Source organism: Planktotalea sp. (assembly GCF_965659345.1).
GTDB lineage: Bacteria > Pseudomonadota > Alphaproteobacteria > Rhodobacterales > Rhodobacteraceae > Planktotalea.
In genome coordinates this window covers 19976-38044 of sequence record NZ_CBFHVK010000025.1, presented here as the reverse complement: position 1 = coordinate 38044, position 18069 = coordinate 19976, and the positions used below count along the sequence as shown (strand labels likewise).

At 52.0% G+C, this 18069-nt stretch carries 19 protein-coding genes and 1 tRNA gene; 9 read left to right on the top strand and 11 right to left on the bottom strand.

The features are described 5' to 3' along the window. Positions 1 to 45: 45 nt before the first annotated feature. From ACTG3Z_RS15945 to ACTG3Z_RS15915, 7 genes are all read right to left on the bottom strand, one after another. Complete coding sequence (locus ACTG3Z_RS15945; protein WP_439144007.1) at positions 46 to 594, bottom strand: class I SAM-dependent methyltransferase; 549 nt, start codon at positions 592 to 594, stop codon at positions 46 to 48. 488 nt (positions 595 to 1082) lie between these two features. After that, positions 1083 to 1157 (bottom strand) — tRNA-Phe (locus ACTG3Z_RS15940). A gap of 78 nt (positions 1158 to 1235) precedes the next feature. Then, positions 1236 to 1442, bottom strand: coding sequence for a DNA gyrase inhibitor YacG (locus tag ACTG3Z_RS15935; protein ID WP_439144006.1), 207 nt, complete (start codon positions 1440 to 1442; stop codon positions 1236 to 1238). Then, positions 1439 to 2461: a ribonuclease E/G gene (locus ACTG3Z_RS15930; protein WP_439144005.1), complete on the bottom strand. Its 1023-nt coding sequence runs from the start codon at positions 2459 to 2461 to the stop codon at positions 1439 to 1441. The genes ACTG3Z_RS15935 and ACTG3Z_RS15930 overlap by 4 nt, the downstream gene beginning before the upstream one ends. Next, positions 2458 to 3036, bottom strand: coding sequence for a Maf family protein (locus ACTG3Z_RS15925; RefSeq protein ID WP_439144004.1), 579 nt, complete (start codon positions 3034 to 3036; stop codon positions 2458 to 2460). Before ACTG3Z_RS15925 ends, ACTG3Z_RS15930 begins: the two co-directional genes overlap by 4 nt. 66 nt (positions 3037 to 3102) lie before the next feature. Beyond that, on the bottom strand, positions 3103 to 3321 hold the full coding sequence (gene infA, locus ACTG3Z_RS15920; protein ID WP_009830821.1) for a translation initiation factor IF-1: 219 nt from the start codon (positions 3319 to 3321) through the stop codon (positions 3103 to 3105). Positions 3322 to 3403: 82 nt separating this feature from the next. Next, positions 3404 to 4306 carry a carbon-nitrogen hydrolase family protein gene (locus ACTG3Z_RS15915; protein ID WP_439144003.1) on the bottom strand — a complete coding sequence of 301 codons (903 nt, stop codon included), beginning with the start codon at positions 4304 to 4306 and terminating at the stop codon, positions 3404 to 3406. 69 nt (positions 4307 to 4375) lie between these two features. On the opposite strand from ACTG3Z_RS15915, the gene mnmH reads away from it, so the two are divergent. Beyond that, entirely contained in the window at positions 4376 to 5428 is a 1053-nt protein-coding gene (gene mnmH, locus ACTG3Z_RS15910) for a tRNA 2-selenouridine(34) synthase MnmH (RefSeq protein WP_439144002.1), read from the top strand. Here mnmH and selD read toward each other — a convergent pair. The 3 genes from selD to ACTG3Z_RS15895 all read right to left on the bottom strand — a co-directional run bounded on the left by selD (position 5411) and on the right by ACTG3Z_RS15895 (position 10368). Beyond that, positions 5411 to 7576 (bottom strand): selenide, water dikinase SelD, encoded by a 2166-nt coding sequence (gene selD / locus ACTG3Z_RS15905; RefSeq protein WP_439144001.1) that lies wholly within the window; start codon positions 7574 to 7576, stop codon positions 5411 to 5413. The two genes, mnmH and selD, sit on opposite strands and share 18 nt — an antisense overlap. A 70-nt stretch (positions 7577 to 7646) precedes the next feature. Further along, a complete protein-coding gene (locus ACTG3Z_RS15900; protein WP_439144000.1) occupies positions 7647 to 8687 on the bottom strand; it encodes a lipocalin-like domain-containing protein in 1041 nt (346 codons plus the stop codon). 82 nt (positions 8688 to 8769) lie between these two features. Next, positions 8770 to 10368 (bottom strand): phosphoenolpyruvate carboxykinase, encoded by a 1599-nt coding sequence (locus ACTG3Z_RS15895; protein WP_375266525.1) that lies wholly within the window; start codon positions 10366 to 10368, stop codon positions 8770 to 8772. 375 nt (positions 10369 to 10743) lie between these two features. Between ACTG3Z_RS15895 and ACTG3Z_RS15890 the strand changes: the two genes are divergently transcribed. Genes ACTG3Z_RS15890 through ACTG3Z_RS15860 form a run of 7 tightly spaced genes read left to right on the top strand, consistent with a single transcriptional unit; the run spans position 10744 to position 16169 of the window. Next, the gene (locus tag ACTG3Z_RS15890; protein ID WP_439143999.1) at positions 10744 to 11445 is read left to right on the top strand and encodes a response regulator transcription factor; all 702 of its coding nucleotides are present in this window, start codon (positions 10744 to 10746) and stop codon (positions 11443 to 11445) included. Beyond that, the gene (locus tag ACTG3Z_RS15885) at positions 11445 to 13157 is read left to right on the top strand and encodes a sensor N-terminal transmembrane domain-containing protein (RefSeq protein WP_439143998.1); all 1713 of its coding nucleotides are present in this window, start codon (positions 11445 to 11447) and stop codon (positions 13155 to 13157) included. The genes ACTG3Z_RS15890 and ACTG3Z_RS15885 overlap by 1 nt, the downstream gene beginning before the upstream one ends. A 5-nt stretch (positions 13158 to 13162) precedes the next feature. Beyond that, positions 13163 to 13597, top strand: coding sequence for an HPr kinase/phosphorylase (locus ACTG3Z_RS15880; RefSeq protein WP_439143997.1), 435 nt, complete (start codon positions 13163 to 13165; stop codon positions 13595 to 13597). A gap of 13 nt (positions 13598 to 13610) precedes the next feature. Continuing rightward, complete coding sequence (gene rapZ / locus ACTG3Z_RS15875; RefSeq protein ID WP_439143996.1) at positions 13611 to 14510, top strand: RNase adapter RapZ; 900 nt, start codon at positions 13611 to 13613, stop codon at positions 14508 to 14510. A 33-nt stretch (positions 14511 to 14543) separates the two neighbouring features. Next, positions 14544 to 14936, top strand: a complete 393-nt coding sequence (locus ACTG3Z_RS15870; RefSeq protein WP_375266530.1) for a PTS sugar transporter subunit IIA — start codon at positions 14544 to 14546, stop codon at positions 14934 to 14936. Between the two features lie 18 nt (positions 14937 to 14954). Further along, the gene (locus tag ACTG3Z_RS15865) at positions 14955 to 15233 is read left to right on the top strand and encodes an HPr family phosphocarrier protein (protein ID WP_375266531.1); all 279 of its coding nucleotides are present in this window, start codon (positions 14955 to 14957) and stop codon (positions 15231 to 15233) included. A gap of 51 nt (positions 15234 to 15284) precedes the next feature. Next, on the top strand, positions 15285 to 16169 hold the full coding sequence (locus tag ACTG3Z_RS15860; RefSeq protein ID WP_439143995.1) for a lysophospholipid acyltransferase family protein: 885 nt from the start codon (positions 15285 to 15287) through the stop codon (positions 16167 to 16169). Between the two features lie 6 nt (positions 16170 to 16175). On the opposite strand, the gene ACTG3Z_RS15855 is transcribed toward ACTG3Z_RS15860, so the two are convergent. Beyond that, the gene (locus tag ACTG3Z_RS15855; RefSeq protein ID WP_439143994.1) at positions 16176 to 17051 is read right to left on the bottom strand and encodes a 3-hydroxybutyryl-CoA dehydrogenase; all 876 of its coding nucleotides are present in this window, start codon (positions 17049 to 17051) and stop codon (positions 16176 to 16178) included. A gap of 155 nt (positions 17052 to 17206) precedes the next feature. Here ACTG3Z_RS15855 and ACTG3Z_RS15850 point away from each other — a divergent pair, with 155 nt between their 5' ends. Then, a complete protein-coding gene (locus tag ACTG3Z_RS15850; RefSeq protein ID WP_439143993.1) occupies positions 17207 to 18031 on the top strand; it encodes a DUF6473 family protein in 825 nt (274 codons plus the stop codon). Positions 18032 to 18069: the final 38 nt, after the last annotated feature.

Below are 18069 nucleotides of genomic sequence, written 5' to 3'. Positions count from 1 at the left end.
CTGCTCATGTCCGCGAGCTATCACGCTGGATTCACACAGTGAATCCTACAGTGCCCGATTTGTGCAACAAAGCCGATCTGGACCAGACTTTATGTCATTGATGTTCCAACCAAAATCGCAAATAAGATAGTCGTACTTATCACTAGGCGTGTAAGTGAGATAATCTTCGTTTATAATCTCTAAACCTGTTAAATCTCGCGCTACTGAGGCCAAATTCTCTACATATTCTAATCCTGAATAACTGAAGTTTGGATAAACTTTTTGAAGGTAGCTAAGCAAAAAACCTGCTCCACAACCAAGTTCTAAAACTGTCCCAGGCGAAGACTCAGACATTGCGTTAGAAATCCAAGTCATAGAAGCAACGGCCCGGTTTGCATCATGCGAAAACAACTTAGCTGCTTGCTCTGGCGTTTTCGGTAGATACAATGTTGAGTTGGGGTCATGGATGCCCATTTTGGCCATTTCCCACATATTTTCGAGCTTTTCTTTTTCTTGAGAAAACAGAGATTTGTGGAGTGCTTTCTCTATTGGCCAAGGCTTATTCTCAAACAGAAAACTACTTTTTTTTAAAAATGCTCTAGCGCCTAATTTCATTAATCTTCTCCATTTTTAAAAATACTATTATATGTTTTGAACGTATTTCCATGGTTCTTGCATAGGCAAACACTTACGAGCATTTCATATCAGAGCAACTGGAAATCAACCTTCTACCGACTTGTGATGCCAATGGTAGCAGGTGTTCAAATTACAACCTTCGCCATATCGCTTTGCAAGGAGCCGACCTCATAGCCGTGCCAACAGCATTCGCTGCGAGATGCACCAATGTCCGCTTAGAACCGAAGCTGTGAAGTCCTTGGTTACAACATATATACTCCACGCGTTTGTGTCCCGAACCATGTTCAACCAAAACTTCGCCAACACTGTGTCTCAACACACAAACCCCAAACACAGTGTCCAACACCGTGATTCCGCAGTCAAAATAGTCAGCAACACGGCAAAAAGTGTGTTTAAGGTGTGTTTTTGATTTGCACAACTTTAGCGCGCATTGCGAAATGATAAGTCATTGTTTTTATTGGTAAAAGTGGTGCCCAGGGGCGGAATCGAACCACCGACACGAGGATTTTCAATCCACTGCTCTACCCCTGAGCTACCCGGGCACGGGATGCGATCGAGATCGCTTGGGTTTGCGCGTTCTAGGACGCTCAGAGGGGACTGTCCAGACCAAACCGCACCGATTAATGCAGTTTTTCGTCCGATGGGTCATCGGGATGCTGAAGTGCCTGCTCCATTGCTTCAAACAGCTCTTCTGCATCATCAGGATCGTTGGATGGCAGGGCGTAAGATCCATTTAACCATTTTGCCAAATCCAGATCCGCACAGCGTTTAGAACAAAAGGGTTTGTAGGCGACTAGCGTCTCTTTATCACAAACGGGGCAACTCATTTCAGTAACTCTGACAAAGGGATGCGGGCACGCTTGCGTTGCAGTTCTACATGGCCCAGAGGCGTCCAGCCGACGAAGTTTGTTTCGATTCCATCTGCGCGCAAAGCCGCCTTTAGAGCGCTTTCAAATCCACGACGGTCCTTTTTGGGCATCGGTGCAAGGTCAAGCACGATCTGACCGCCCAAGCCACGTACCCTAAGCGCGCGGGGTAGGGCTTTGGCGAGCGCAAAATTTGCCTTGATGCCAGCACTCATGGAGGTGTCATTGCCGGTGTTCACATCTACCGCAACAAGCGCGCGTGTGGGTTCCACATAGGCAAATGCGCCGCCACTCAAGTCAGTACGCGGACTTTCGAGCGCTTCTAAAGCATCCAGAACTCCGTGGTTCTCAAAGCTGCCTTCGTCCGTGACCACATCTGCCGGCTCGACCCAGTCGCGCCATGCAAGCAAGTGTGGCCCGTCACCCTCCGTCAGTGTTTCTGCACCTGCGCCTGTATCGTTCAAGACCTGATCCGCGAGGGTGAGCATCGACAAAAGGTCTTCTGAAATGTCCTCGTCGCCCGCATGTTCGCAAGAAGATCGCAATATAATACCGTGTGGAACATCCTCGACTGTGTCGTGCACAACTGCCAGGATTTCTTCGCGGCGTTCATCGTCGCGGATCGCGCGAGAGACGTTAATCCCAGGTGCATTCGGCGTCACAATCACATAGCGCGACTTAAAAAGGACGCGGTGCGTCACAGGGATCGCTTTGCCATCCTCGGAATAGCCCGTCACTTGCACAAGCAGCTCATCACCGGGGGCCATACCCTTAATCTGGCGCAGAAACGCGTTACCATCAGGCGTTTTCAAAAACATTCCACCTTGGCCCTTTACTGGACGATCCGCGATAGCGCGATAAATCGTACCGGGGGCAGGCGCATCTGAGGCAATGTGTATGTCATCGAGCTGGCCATCCACCATCAATGCCGCTGCTTCACGGCCATTGATATGATCTAGGATTATGCTGCGACCCTTCATAGGCGTTCTCCGTAAACTGGGTATCCTGCGGCTAGCAGCAGGGCGGCTGTTTCGGCCAAAGGCAAGCCAACCACGGCACTAAAACTGCCACTGATCCAAGGAATGAAAGCAGAAGCGGGGCCTTGGATGGCATAGCCACCTGCTTTGCCTTGCCAGTCATTGGTGGCGAGATAGCTGTTGAGTTCAATATCTGCGAGACGCTTCATCTTCACGTTTGTTACGACGTCACGTTCCCAGATATTGTCACCCTCTTTGATGGCGACAGCCGTAATAACGCGGTGACGACGACCAGAAAGCGCCAATAGAAATTCTGCTGCTTCTCCGGCATTTGCGGGTTTGCCCATAATCCTGCGTCCCAACGCGACAGTCGTGTCTGCGCAAAGCACAACTTCACCCTCGTTTATTGGTACGGCCGCGACCTTTTCGCGTGCCATGCGGGCGCAATAGGGGCGTGGCTGTTCCGCCTTGTAGGGCGTTTCATCAATATCGGGCGCGCGAATGGCGTCTGGTTTCAACCCGATCTGGGCTAACAACTCAAGCCGCCTTGGGCTGCCGCTTCCAAGAACAAGTTTCATAGGGTCCTCAAAGCAAAACCGGCCCAAAGGACCGGTTTCATTCGTCTGATCGTCGTTACGCGCAACTTATTTGAAGCGATAATTGATACGACCTTTTGACAGATCATAGGGGGTCATTTCGACCTGAACTTTGTCGCCTGCCAGAACACGGATGCGGTTCTTGCGCATCTTGCCTGCCGTGTGCGCGATGATCGTATGGCCATTTTCTAGCTCGACCAAAAATGTCGCGTTCGGCAGGAGTTCCTTTACGACACCGGGAAATTCGAGCGTATCTTCCTTGGCCATGGTATCTCCATTGTTACCTGATCCGCGTCTGTGCGGAATTGGCGCTTAAATGAGCGCATTTTTCCAAGATTTCAAGGTCAATTCAACGCAGATCGCAATATGTGATGGGCAGGGTGCCTTTCGCAGCCTCCTTTTCGCTCCAATGGCTCGCGTTTCGCACGACACCATCGCTGCGCACATGCCCAATTGCGCTGCGCGGTGCATCGCCAATTGTCCAACCAGCTTTGCCGATTTCACCTGTCGCGATAACGCCATCGCTCGGGAATCCTGTGTCGGGTGGTCCAAAAATGCCACCCATGCCGGTTGTGTTGTCTACGCTTGTCGACCAATCCACAGCGCCAACCAACGACGCCATAACGCTGACGCATTGACCCTCCAGCGCTCGCGACATCGCGCCTAAGCGCACGCGCCAAAAACCAGCGAGTGCCTCTGTGCAGGATGGAACAAGGATATATTCCACACCTGCTTCAATCAAAGCGCGTCCAAGCAGGGGAAATTCACTGTCGTAGCAAATTAGAATACCGATTTTGCCGAGCTCTGTATCAAATACCGTCAAAGGGGCGCTGCCTGTTGCGACATTCCAAGGATCGCGCTCAAACATCGTCATGATTTGCTTGTCTTGCACTGCACTTTTGCCATTGGGCGCTATCAGCCGTGTGCGATTGACAGGTCGGTCAGGGTGCACGTTTACATCAAACACAGGGGCCGACGGGGTGAGAATGTGAACGCCAAACTCGGCGGCGAGTGTCGTGTAATAAGCATCAGATTGCGGGACGCGCTCGGATACGGCATGCAAGCTTTGCTCCAAATCCATAGAAACGTTGCGCCCAGCAAGCGTGCTAAGCTCCATAGCGCCGTATTCAGGGAACACCAACAGTTCTGCTCCTTGGTCCGCTGCATCGGCAACCCAACTGCGCACTTTACGTTCGAACGCTGACCAATTTTCAAACCAATCTAGCGGATACGCGGCCGTAGCAATTCTCATCTGTACTCTCCTTATGCTGCAACACTCTGCCGCTCTTTCGTTCATATGCAAAGCAGGTTAGGCAGCGCCATGGCATTTAAGCTCGATAATTTGCGCTCTGACGCACTCTCACGGTTTGACACGGTGATTGATGTACGCTCGCCTGCGGAGTTCGCAGAAGATCATGTGCCAGGGGCTATTAATTTGCCTGTCATGAGCAATGAAGAGCGCGCTACGATCGGGACAATCTACGTTCAGGAAAGCGCGTTTCGCGCGCGAAAACTCGGTGCGGCGATTGTTGCGCGTAACGCTGCAGATCATATCGAGACACATCTGAGCGGAAAGGACGGAGCTTGGCAGCCGCTGGTCTATTGTTGGCGTGGTGGGCAACGCTCTGGCAGTTTCGCGTCGATCCTAAGCCAGATTGGTTGGCGTACGGAGGTGCTTGAAGGCGGGTATCGCAGCTATCGCACTCAAGTGGTACGGATGCTTTATGAAGACGCGCTACCGCACAGTTTTGTCTTGCTTGATGGCAATACGGGGTCTGGCAAAACCGCGATCTTGCACGCATTGAAAGCGCAAGGTGCGCAGATGTTGGACCTTGAAGGCTTGGCAAACCATCGCGGGTCTCTGCTTGGGGCGATGCACGATGAACAACCCAGCCAGAAAATGTTTGAGAGTCGACTTGCTCAGGCGTTGATGCAGCTTGATCCATCCAGACCGATTGTAGCCGAAGCAGAAAGCAGCAAAATTGGGGAACGTCTAATCCCTGCGTCTGTTTGGAAAACTATGCGCGCTGCGCCACGGATCGATATTGCGGCCAGCTTGGAGGCGCGCGCGAAGTTTCTGACCCGCGATTATGCAGATGTGCTCGAAAACCCTAGTCGCATGGCAGAGCGGTTGGATAAGTTACGCGCACTTTGCAGCCATCAACGGGTTGAACAATGGCTAGAATTTTTGCGCCAAGGGAAGCACGAACAGCTCGCAGCAGACTTAATGCAGCATCATTATGATCGCGGATATGAACGTTCGCGTGCGGGACGTGAAAATACTGTGCTCGCAACGCTGCAAACAGAAGGCTTAGAGCCAAGTGACATCGCTCAGCTTGCCACAAGGGTCATAGCTTTACTCGATCAGGGTTAGTGCAACTGGGCCTTGAACGACCCGACCAATCTGGACTGCGTCGATTCCCTGCGCTTTCATCTGCGCTATTGCTTTCTGGGCCTTGGCGTCTGGCAGGACTGCGAGCAACCCACCTGCGGTTTGGGGATCAAGCATCAAACGCCCCCGCGCGCTTGTCGGCGCATTCATCAACGTTAGCGCATCAGAGAGGTTGTCGGGATAAAGGCTCGATTGCACACCTGCTTCGCTGAGCTCAAGTGCACCATCCAAAAGCGGCACGGCGTTGACATTCAGTTCAGCGCCGACCTGGGAAGCTCTGCATATATTGGCAATATGACCTGCAAGCCCGAAACCTGTGACATCCGTCATTGCGTGCGCAGCGTTCAATGCGCGCGCGTCTTGTGCGACTGCACGGGACATACTGGCATAAGCCGCGCCCACATCACTACCACGCGCGCGCATTTGCATCTCAGCGGCAAGCAAAACACCGGTACCAATAGGCTTGGTAAGTACAAGCACATCACCAATTTGCGCACCACCCAAAGTGATGGGCGCACGATCGGCAAGGCCTGTGACACTGAACCCAACCGTGAACTCTGCGCCCATACTTGTATGCCCGCCAACAATCTGTGCGCCTGCATCGCGCATCACGTCGCTGGCGGTGCGCATAACTTCTTCAAGTGTGCGTTCTTGCAGCGCGGTGCTCATGCGGGGCAGGATCAGGCTGACCATTGCGCTTTGCGGCTTTGCGCCCATTGACCAAATATCGCCCAAGGCATGAACAGCCGCGATCCGTGTCATCAAAACCGGATCGTGGGTGAAGGCGCGCAGATGATCTGTGCTCAACACTTGTTGCAGATCACCCATTTGCAGCAAGGCGGCATCGTCACCTTTTAGGGTTACAACGTCGTCGCGCTTGGCTCCAGTGTGATGCAACGCAGTGCTTGCCAATGCCCCACGTCCAACCTTAGAGCCACATCCAGCGCAGATTGGCCCCGCATATTGCTCTGCATCACTTGCATACTCAGCAGGCAATTCGAACCCAGCCATTGGTTTCAAAGTCTCAAACTGATCCATAAACTTACGATCAATCTGGTCCTTCCATTTCCACATCACCGCACCTGAAATTGCCACGCCTAGCTTCTCGGCCAACGCGATTTTGCCACCAAGCGAGATGAGTTTTAGATAATCTGATTGCGGGTGATATTCTTTCATCGTGCCATTGCTTAGAGCGGCGCGCAGGTTGTGAAATAGGATCGGCGCTTCACGCACTGCAAAAACCCCAGCTTTTGGACGTGGTGCATGTGTGAGATGCGCGCAATCGCCAACAGCAAAAATGTCAGAATCCGTTTCACTTTGCAGCGTGGGGAGCACCTTGATGTAGCCTTGCTCCATCGCAAGCCCGATGTCGGAGAGCCATTCATACGCCCGTGTCCCAGCCGCCCCCAACGTTATTTTTGAGGGGATCGGCGCGCGACCTTCTACAATAACTTGGTCCGCTTCAATGCGTTCAACTTTGGTATGCTCCAGAAGCGTGACCTTCAGCTCTTTCAGGCTTTTCAGCACCTTTGTACGCGCTTGAGCGCCCAAACGACTGAGCGCTTTGGAGCGATCAATCAGCGTTACATCTGCGGCGCGTCCAAGTCGTTGAAGCCGGTGCGCTGCTGCCATCGCCACTTCCGCACCCGCGACGCCAGCGCCTAGTACGGCAACTTGTGCGGGGCCGGTCTCTTGGCAAAAACCTTCCCAAATACGTGCGAAATCATCGAGCGGCTTGGCAGGCACAGCATGTTCTGTGAACCCGTCAAGTTCGGGCATGCCAGAGGTAATCCCAATATCAACGGAACAGACATCATACCCAATCGGCGCACGCCCCGGCACAATTATGTGCTTTTGCTCTCGGTCAATATGCGTGGCTTTGCCCAGCACAATGCGTGCGCCTGCGGCGCGCGCGATACGTACGAGATCGATGTAGAGTTCATCACTTGTGTAATGGCCGGCCACAAACCCAGGCAACATTCCACTGTAGGGCGCGCTGGGCGCGGGGTTGATGACTGTCAGGCGTGCACCAGCAAGCGGTTTCATCGCCCACATCTTTAGAACAAGCGCGTGCGCGTGACCGCCGCCAATCAAAACAAGGTCGCGGGTCTGGGGGTATTCGATATTCATAACGTTCTGCTACACGCAAGGTGCGCGCAGGGCTAGCGCTCACGGCGTCACACTCTTGCGATAAGTTGTTTCACTCGTAACCCGTCATTTCGAGATATCCTGTGCCTTGATGTGAGCCATCAAAGGTAATCGGACCTTCCCAATAAGGCACTGATGTTGTCATCCAAGCCATCGGATTAAGCGCGCTAACGGTCAGATCGACACCCTTTTCGGGCAACTGCACGGTCCAGGTCGTTGGAACGCTCCGCCCCGCCACATCCGTGCGTGTGACCTCTTGTGCTTGGAAAGCACCATTAGGCATAAGGGTGGCGGTGCCGTCAGCCTCGATCCAAGTGGCCGACGTGTAAGGGGCAGTTTCATTTGATCGCAGCACAAACCCCATCATCCGTGCACCGCTGTCAAAGCTGAGCGAAAACCAATCCCACCCTGTTTGATCACTTGCCAATGGCTGGGAGGACCATTCACGATCAAGCCATGCGTGCCCTGTAACGGCGATGTCCCCGTCAGGTAGTTTGAGCGTCCCTGAGATGTCGTAAAACGGTTGGGAGTAGTAATAACTTGCTTGCCCAGCAGCGGATTTGACAGAATACCCCTGATCGCCCTGCAAGACCAAAGGTCCTTGCGCATCGAGTGTCATGTCATAGCTAAAATTTGGCCCAACAGCGCGCATTTGCATTGTGTCGTAATCCAAACTTCCACGCAGGAACCAATCATCTAACCATGCATCGAACGCGTCGGTCACGTCGACACCTGCCTGTCCGATTCCGCCGCGCCCAAACCGTTCGGTCACATAGTGCGCGTCTGCTGTGGTGACGGCCGCATGCCCCATCCAAAGCTGCGAACTGTTCCAGCCCTCAGCGTCTTTTGGCGTCAAAGCGCTTCGAAATAATGTCCATTGTAAGCCGTAGGGCGCGCCATCTGGTCCGGTCAAATTGGCCGTCAGATACCACCATTCAATGCGATAATCATTGTGCGCACCGTGATCTTGCGGAAACGAAAGGGCTGTCCCGCGCTCAGGCGTAGAAAAGCCTTCGACGTCATTGCCTAAACCAGCAAATCCTTGGGCAATCGCAGCGCTGGGCAAAACCAAGATGAAGAAAAACCATTTCATGTAAGGATAGGTAGTCCGCTTCACACAAAAAGAAACGCCCCCGAGGACCTCGGAGGCGCTAAAAGTGCTCGCTTGAGTGAATTTAGCTGATTGCTGCCGCTTTCACATCTGCATCAATGTAGGGAATGTATTGCTGGAAGTTGTCTGCAAACATATTCACAAGCTTGGTCGCTTGGCGGTCATATGCTTCAGGATCGTCCCAAGTACGGCGTGGATCGAGCAGAACCTCTGCGACGCCATTTGCCGCGACAGGTACATCAAACCCGAAGTTCGGATCCTTACGGAACGTTGCGTCCCCCAAAGAGCCATCAAGCGCTGCGGTTAGCAATGCACGCGTAGCGCGGATCGGCATACGCGAACCTGTGCCGTATGCGCCGCCTGTCCAGCCGGTGTTTACTAGCCAGCAGGTTGCGCCATGCTGTGCGATCTTCTCTTTCAGCAAGTTGCCGTATACTTCTGGACGGCGCGGCATAAACGGCGCACCAAAACACGTGGAGAAGGTCGGCTGTGGCTCTGTCACGCCACGCTCTGTACCGGCCACTTTAGCAGTGAAGCCACTTAGGAAGTGATACATCGCTTGCGCAGGTGTCAGGCGCGCGATTGGGGGAAGCACACCAAAGGCGTCGCATGTCAGCATGATGATGTTTTTGGGATGACCCCCAAGTGCTGTATCTGAAGCGTTAGAGATGTAGTGCAACGGGTAAGCACAGCGCATGTTTGCGGTCAGGCTGTCGTCATTGAAGTCCAGCTCTTTCGTGTCCGCATCATAGACCATGTTTTCAATGACGGTTCCGAACTTTGTTGTTGTCGCGTAGATCTCTGGCTCTGCTTCTTTGCTGAGGTTGATCGTTTTCGCGTAGCAACCGCCCTCAAAGTTGAAGGTTCCACGATCTGACCAGCCGTGCTCATCGTCACCGATTAGTGTGCGCGCGGGATCTGCAGAAAGCGTGGTCTTGCCCGTGCCGGAGAGGCCGAAGAAAACAGCCGTATCCACAGGATTGCCATGCGCATGGTTGGCAGAACAATGCATCGGCATGATGCCTTTTTCTGGCAAGAGGTAGTTCAACAAAGAGAAGACGGATTTTTTGTTCTCACCTGCGTACTCTGTGCCACCGATCAAAATGAGCTTCTTTTCAAAGTTCATGGCGATGACTGTTTCAGAGCGGCAGTTGTGACGCTTCGGGTCAGCGAGGAAACTTGGGCAATTAATAACTGTAAAATCAGCCGTGAAATCGTCCAGTTCTTCACGATCAGGACGACGCAACATCGTGCGAATGAAGAGGCCGTGCCACGCGAGTTCAGTAATGACGCGCACGTCGATGGAGTGTTTGGGATCAGCGCCGCCAACAAGGTCCTGAACAAAATAGTCACGACCCTTCATATGCTCGAGCATGTCTTCGTGAAGTGCGTCAAAGCCTTCGACGCTCATTTCAGCATTGTTTTCCCACCAGATCGTATCGACGACATCGGGAGTTTTCACGACGTGTTTGTCTTTTGGCGAACGCCCCGTGAACTTGCCGGTGGTCACCAAAAAGGCACCGCCGTTGCCAAGCTCGCCTTCGCCTTTTTCGAGCGCTGTCTGGATAAGCGCTGGCTCCATCAAGTTATAATAGACATTCCCAAGCTCCGTGATGCCTTGATCTTCAAGCTTGAAAGAAGGGTTCACCCGTCCAGTTGTCATATTAAACTCCCGTGGCCATGCGTTTGCGGCCTAATTTAGTTTGACAGCCCACACCCTCGTCGGCGCAAGACTGATCGCGATTGAACATATCATCGCGGTAATTCCTCTTAACATGATGATTTCACGGGTGAACAGGACGGTTTGGCACAGTTAGCGCAACCAACATTACTTTAGCGCAATCATCACCACATCTGGTGGGGTTGAGTAAAATTGAAGGTACAAAATCTACGCTATTCAGCAGAAAATAAGGGTTTGCGGTGCCAAATAAGTCACGCATTTGTAGCTGATTCGCACTTGGGGATTGATCTGAAACTAGAAACACGCGAGTCATAGTGAAAAAAATAAACTGGTATTGAGCAGTATAAGGAAGCAGGCATGTCCAAAATCGCATTGGTGGACGACGACAGGAATATCCTGACGTCGGTCTCTATGACTCTTGAGGCCGAAGGCTTTGAGGTAGAAACTTACAACGACGGTCAATCGGCCCTAGATGCGTTTAATCGCAAGCTGCCAGATATGGCCGTTCTCGATATCAAAATGCCGCGCATGGACGGAATGGACTTGCTTCAGCGCTTGCGCCAAAAAACGTCTATGCCGGTTATCTTTTTGACATCAAAAGATGACGAAATTGACGAAGTCTTGGGTCTGCGGATGGGCGCAGATGATTACGTCAAAAAGCCTTTTTCCCAGCGTTTGCTGGTTGAGCGGATCCGCACTTTGTTGCGTCGACAAGATGCCGAGGCGGGTGTCGTTGTCGCAGAAACAGATGAAAATAAAGTCATCGAACGGGGTGACCTGATAATGGATCCCTTGCGCCATGCGGTGAAGTGGAAGGGCAAAGACGTTACTTTGACAGTAACAGAATTTCTGCTTCTTCAAGCGCTCGCACAGCGTCCAGGCTTTGTAAAAAGCCGTGATCAGCTGATGGACGTTGCATATGACGATCAGGTCTATGTGGATGACCGTACAATCGATAGCCACATCAAGCGCTTGCGCAAAAAGATGCGCAGCGTTGACCAAGAGTTTTCAGCGATCGAAACGCTCTATGGCATCGGCTACAGGTATAACGAAGAGTAATGGCTCTCGCAGAGCGTATAACACCTGCGCCACGCGCACGTCAGGAAGTCGATGTGGTTCTGGGCGACGATTGGGTCGCCCCGGATAGCACCGTTGAGAAAGACGTGCGTGAAGAGCGCAATCGCCGTGGGCTATTCTCACTCAAGCAGAGCGCGTTAACTCGTAAAATCATTACCTTTAACCTAATCGCCTTGAACATCTTGGTTGCGGGTATCCTCTACTTAAACTCGTCTCGCGACAGTTTGGCCTCACAGCGTGCGGCATCCCTTGTTGGCGAAGTAGAGCTGGTTGCGGATGTTTTTGAAGCACAAATTGAAGTAGGCGAAGGACAAACTCTTGCCGAAGAAGACGAAAGCATCGAAGCAACACTGAATGCGCTCGATCTTCGCAATTCTGTTCAGGCCTATGTCTTTGGGTCAGAAGGTGGACTTGTTGCGAATGCCACAGGCAGCACCGCAAACCTTGATGCTGAACTCGGCGCTACACAGGGCCGCACGATCATTGTCGATGCGCTGACAAAACTCTGGACGCTGACAACATCGCCCTTCACAAGCGAGACACAGGTTCAAATTCCGCCTTTAGAAGAGCAACTGCGCGATCTTGTCACGAAATCTGCGGTTGGCGAAACAGTGGTTGGTAAAGGCTTAAATGCTGAAGGCGGCGCAATTTTCATCGTGACGACGCCTATCATGGTGGACGGTGAAAGCGTTGGCGTTGTGGCACTTGCGAGTGCGTCGGGTGAAATCGATGCGCTTGTACGAAGCGAACGTGAACGCGTTTTGCAAATGTTTTTGATTGCGACGCTTGTGTCTATCGGCCTGAGCCTGGTCCTCGCGTCGACGATCTCCAATCCGCTTTCCGATCTTGCAATGGCCGCGGAAGTTGGTCGCCGCAATGACAGTGGCAAAGTTAGCCCAGCGCGCATCCGCATTCCGGATTTGACTGCGCGTCCCGATGAAATCGGACGACTGTCCGGTGCGCTCAGGGGAATGGTTGCCGCACTATATGACCGCATTGATAGTAACGAACAGTTTGCGGCTGATGTTGCTCATGAAATTAAAAACCCGCTTGCGTCGTTACGCTCTGCGGTGGGCACTATGCGCGTCGCCAAACGCGATGATCAGCGCGAAAAATTGCTTCAAGTGATTGAACATGACGTGCGCCGGTTGGACCGCCTTGTGAGTGATATCTCCAACGCGTCGCGTCTCGACAGTGAGCTGGTTAAGGAAGAAGAAGAACGCTTTGACTTGCTCCATATGGTTAGCAATTTGGCCGAATATTTGGGTGAGCAGGCCAAGGACAATGGGGTCGAATTCATTGCTGACTTGCCGGCAGAGCCAATCATGATCTCTGGCCTTGAAGGGCGTCTTGCGCAAGTCTTTGTCAACCTTATCACCAACGCAACAAGCTTCTGTGAAGAAGGCGATGCAATCCGCGTATGGGCGCGTCAACGTGAAAATCGCGTGCTTGTCGTTGTCGAAGACACAGGTCCGGGCATCCCGGAGCAAGCATTGAGCAAAGTGTTCAAGCGCTTTTATTCAGAGCGACCAGAGGGTCAGTTTGGTAACAACTCGGGTCTTGGCCTCGCGATTTCTAAGCAGATCGTTGAAGCACATGGTGGTGTGATCTGGGCTGAAAATATTCGTCCAACAGCCGCTGATGTTACTTCCGAGCCGCTTGGTGCCCGTTTCGTTGTTGGCCTTCCACTCTAAGCCTTATGGGGGATAATCAACACATCCAGCTGCATGCAACTGTTGTTGCATGGGCTGGAAACGGCGTTTTGATTGTTGGCGGCTCCGGTTCTGGCAAGTCGGCTTTAGCATTGCAGCTCATGGCACATGGTTGTGATCTTGTAACGGATGATCGCACTGATCTGTTTCGCGAAAATGATCAATTGATCGCATCTGCCCCCCAATCAATTCAGGGGCAGATCGAGGCACGTGGATTTGGAATTTTACAAGCACCATTTGTCAAAAAGGCGGTGATTGTGTGTGCAGTTGATCTGAACCAAACAGAGCAGAAACGCCTGCCGGAGCGCAGAGCTAAGGAATACCTTGGTGTGACGCTCGCATTGTTTCACAAAACCGATATGGGTGTTTTGCCTTTCGCAGTTTTGCAATATCTTAAAGGTGCAACACGGCTTCCCGTGTGAGTGAGTCCTTTTAATGATGGCAGACCAAATGATCAGTCCTGAAAAACAGCGCCTCATTCTGGTGACGGGCCCGTCTGGTGCCGGTCGCTCTACAGCGATCAACGCGCTTGAAGACCTCGGATATGAAGCGATTGATAACTTGCCTCTGTCCCTCTTGCCGCGTTTGATGCAAGGGCCACCGCATGAAAAGCCGCTCGCGCTGGGTTTGGATACGCGCAATCGGGAATTTTCAACTCATGCACTTATGGAGGCGATTGAAGAGCTGAGCGGTCGTAGAGCCTATGATTTCGATGTGCTTTTCATAGACTGTTCTGACAACGTGCTGCTGCGACGATTTTCAGAAACACGCCGGCGTCACCCTATGGCCGGTGCTGACGATCCTTTGCGCGGCATTTCGCGCGAAAAAGAGATGTTAAACTCTATCCGTCAAAGGGCGAGCATTCTGATTGATAGCTCTGAACTCAGCCCACATGATATGCGCGCAGAAATATCGCGATTGTTTTCGCTTGAGATGGATCAGAAGTTATCGGTCTCTGTGCATTCTTTTTCTTATAAGCGGGGATTGCCGCGATCTGCGGATATGGTTTTTGATTGTCGCTTTCTACGCAACCCGCATTGGGAACCTGAGCTGCGCGGGATGACTGGGTTAGATCCGGCTGTGGCGCAATATGTGTCTGATGATGCGCGCTATGCTGCCTTCTTTCAACATATCAAGGATCTGTGCAACACGCTCTTGCCAGCCTATCAGGAAGAGGGAAAATCCCATTTTACGATTGCATTTGGGTGCACGGGTGGGCGGCACAGGTCGGTGACGTTGACAGAAGCGACGACGCAGATGCTTGCACAAAGTGGGTGGCAAGTGTCATGTAGGCACAGAGAATTGCAGCGCGAATTCGCGGCATCAAATGCGTAACGTGTAAAAACGAAAGATCGGTAAGGTGCTTAAGTGATTGGAATTGTGATCGTTGCCCATGGTGGACTCGCGCAAGAATATCGGGCCGCGATTGAGCATGTGGTTGGCGCGCAAGGCGGCATCCAAGCGATTGCGATATTACCCGATCACGATCGCAGCTCGAAAGAAGCGGAGATTTGTGCCGCTGCTGAATCGGTCGACGACGGGGCCGGTGTTGTTCTGGTTACGGATCTTTTCGGTGGCTCGCCTTCGAATCTATCCTTGCGTGCGTGTCGTGTGAGCGGACGACGCATCCTTTATGGTGCAAATCTGCCGATGCTGGTGAAGCTTGCGAAATCAAGGGATTTGCCGTTGACCGATGCTGTTCGTTTGTCGCTCGATGCCGGGCGTAAGTACATTGACAGCCAAAACTATTCAAATATCTGAATTAAAGGGACAATTTTCATGTCTGAAACCGTTCAACGCACCCTGAATATCATCAATGAGAAGGGTCTGCACGCGCGCGCATCTGCCAAATTTGTTGAAGTCACTGAAGGGTTTGAAGCAAGTGCAGACGTCAGTCGCGAGGGCTTGAACACGATGGGTGATAGCATCATGGGGCTTTTAATGTTGGCAGCTTCCAAAGGAACAAGTATCAACGTAGAAACCTCCGGCCCAGATGCAGCTGCACTCGCGGACGCATTGGAAGCGCTGGTCGCGGACAAGTTCGGCGAAGACAATTAGCAGAAGCGTATCGTTTTCTGCAAATGAAACGACAAGGAATTGGCAAAAGCTATGGTTGAAAGAGTGCAGAAACCCGCAGTTATGACGACGCCTGTCGCCGGAGCAAGCGAACCTGCGCCCTACGACAAGCGTAAGCTGTCTTATGCCAACACGTTTACAAATCCTTGGAAGGCCAACACCATTCGCGTGATGGAATGGCTCACCGGAAAGATCCCTTTGATCCGCTTGGTGCGTCGTTTTGAACGCGATGGCGCTGCGGACGGGCAGGCGTTCTGGTCGCAAGCTCTGTCTCATATGGGTATTGAGCTTCAAACACCGGATGAACAGATCGCGCATATCCCCAAAACGGGTCCTGTGATTATTGTTGCGAACCATCCGCATGGCTTGGTGGACGGGATGATTTTGGCCGAGCTGATTGGTCGTGTGCGCACGGACTACCGTATTCTCACGCGGTCCCTGTTGACGGGTGTAAGTGAAATCGAAGAGTTCATGATCCCGGTGCCATTTCCCCACGAGGAAGACGCGCGTGAGCAAAGTCTTGAGATGCGGCGGCGTGCAATGGACCACCTTGCAAACGACGGTGTGCTGGTCTTGTTCCCTTCTGGTGTTGTTGCATGTTCGCAAACATGGTTTGGCCCTGCGATTGAAAAGCAATGGAACCCGTTTACCGCAAAAATGATCCACCGTTCTGGTGCGACCGTGGTGCCTGTTCATTTCCCGGGTCAAAACAGTCGCGCGTATCAGATTGCCAACAGAATTTCTGCAACCTTGCGCCAAGGTTTGTTGATACACGAAGTGATGCACGCCTGCGGCAAGCCGCAAAAGCCGATTGTTGGCGCGCCTTTTGATGCTGATGAGATCAAAGAATGGTCGAGCAACCCACGCGGTTTCATGGCATGGTTGCGTGAGCAGACGATGAGTCTTGGTAAAAACTAGGGGCGTTTAACGCGTCGGCACAGGAACATCACCGCGATAGTCGTAAAATCCGCGCTTGGTTTTGCGACCGAGCCAGCCAGCTTCTACGTATTTGGTGAGCAAAGGGCAGGGGCGATATTTAGTGTCTGCCAGTCCGTCATGCAGAACATTCATAATGGCAAGACATGTGTCCAATCCGATGAAATCCGCAAGCTCGAGCGGCCCCATTGGATGATTTGCGCCTAATTTGAGCGATTGATCGATGGAGTGGACTGATCCAACACCTTCATAAAGCGTGTAAACAGCTTCGTTGATCATCGGCATTAAGATACGGTTCACGATGAAAGCGGGAAAATCTTCCGCTGATGCGGCTGTCTTATTCAAGCGTTCGACGACAGCCAGACAAGCATCATAGGTTGGCTGGTCTGTTGCGATCCCGCGAATAAGCTCGACCAGCTGCATCAAAGGCACCGGGTTCATGAAGTGGAACCCCATGAAGCGTTCAGGGCGATCCGTCTTTGCAGCAAGGCGTGTAATAGAGATGGAAGATGTATTTGACGTCAGAATCGTGTGCTCTGCCAGATGCGGCAGAAGTGTTGCGAAAATTTGATCTTTAATTTCTTCGCGCTCTGTTGCGGCCTCGATTATCAAATCGCACGGACCAAGGTCGCTTAACGTAACTGTGGTGTTGATCCGCGCCATTGCCTCGGCTTTTTCCAGAACGCTTACCGCCCCTTTTGAAACCTGACGCTCAATATTTTTGTCGATGCGCGCAACCGCTGCTTCAAGAGCTTCGCCACTGATATCATTGAGTAAAACATCGTAACCCGCCAATGCCATAACATGGGCGATGCCGTTGCCCATTTGACCTGCGCCAACGACTCCAATGCGTTTGATATCCATCTGCCACTCCTGCGCGAATTCTATTGCGATAGTAGGCTTTTGGTGAAGACGTCCGCAAGGGTCACTCAGTCGAGTTTGTCTAAAGTTTACCGTTTAGTAATTTGTTTAGTTTTTTGCGCGACTCTCATCCTCGGGTGAATAAAAGGGTGATTGGCATGAGCTATGATAGCAAGGGCCTCAATCGCATAGACTATGAGCTATGCCGCTATGAGGGGTCGCGCATTACATTCCGTGGACCAAAGGTGGATACTGATCAGCGGTACATAGCGTTTTTGGGCGCGACTGAAACGTTTGGCAAATTCGTTCAGGATCCATTTCCAAAATTACTGGCTGAATTTCTGCCAGCGAAACCGTTGAATTTGGGGATGATCAACGGAGGGATAGACGCGATTTTGGGCGACAAATCTGTGATGGATCTAGCGAAAAATGCTGATCTGCGCATTGTTCAAATCATTGGGGCACTTAATCAAACAAATCATTATTTCAAAGTCCATCCGCGCCGGAACGACCGTTTCATTGCTCCAAAAGAACCGTTGAAACGGATGTTCCCCGAAATTGATTTTGCCGAATTTCATTTCACCAAAGCTATGCTGACGGCGCTGCAAGGCTGTTCGAAAAGACGTTACAAAATGCTCTGTGATGAGCTGCAAAAATGCTGGCTTACAAGTATGGTCCAGTTGTTTGATCAGCTTGGTGATAAGACAATCATGCTTTGGTTTGGATCGGTGCGACCACCGGCAGATGCGGTGCTTGATCCACGTGATCCGATGTTGATCGATGCAAACATGATTTCACAAGTGCGCAAGCACGCCTCTGCCTATGTCGAATGCGTTCCTGGTGCTCAGGCATTGCAGCGCGATGCCAATGAATTGCGCGGCACACTGATGAGCCCAGAGGCGATTAAGCAAGTGATGGGGCCAACTGCGCATGTGCAAGCGGCGCAAGCATTGCAAGAGATAAGCGAGCAAATGATGCGCTAGAATAGCCAAAGGCCCGCGTGTAAAACGCGGGCCTTTGG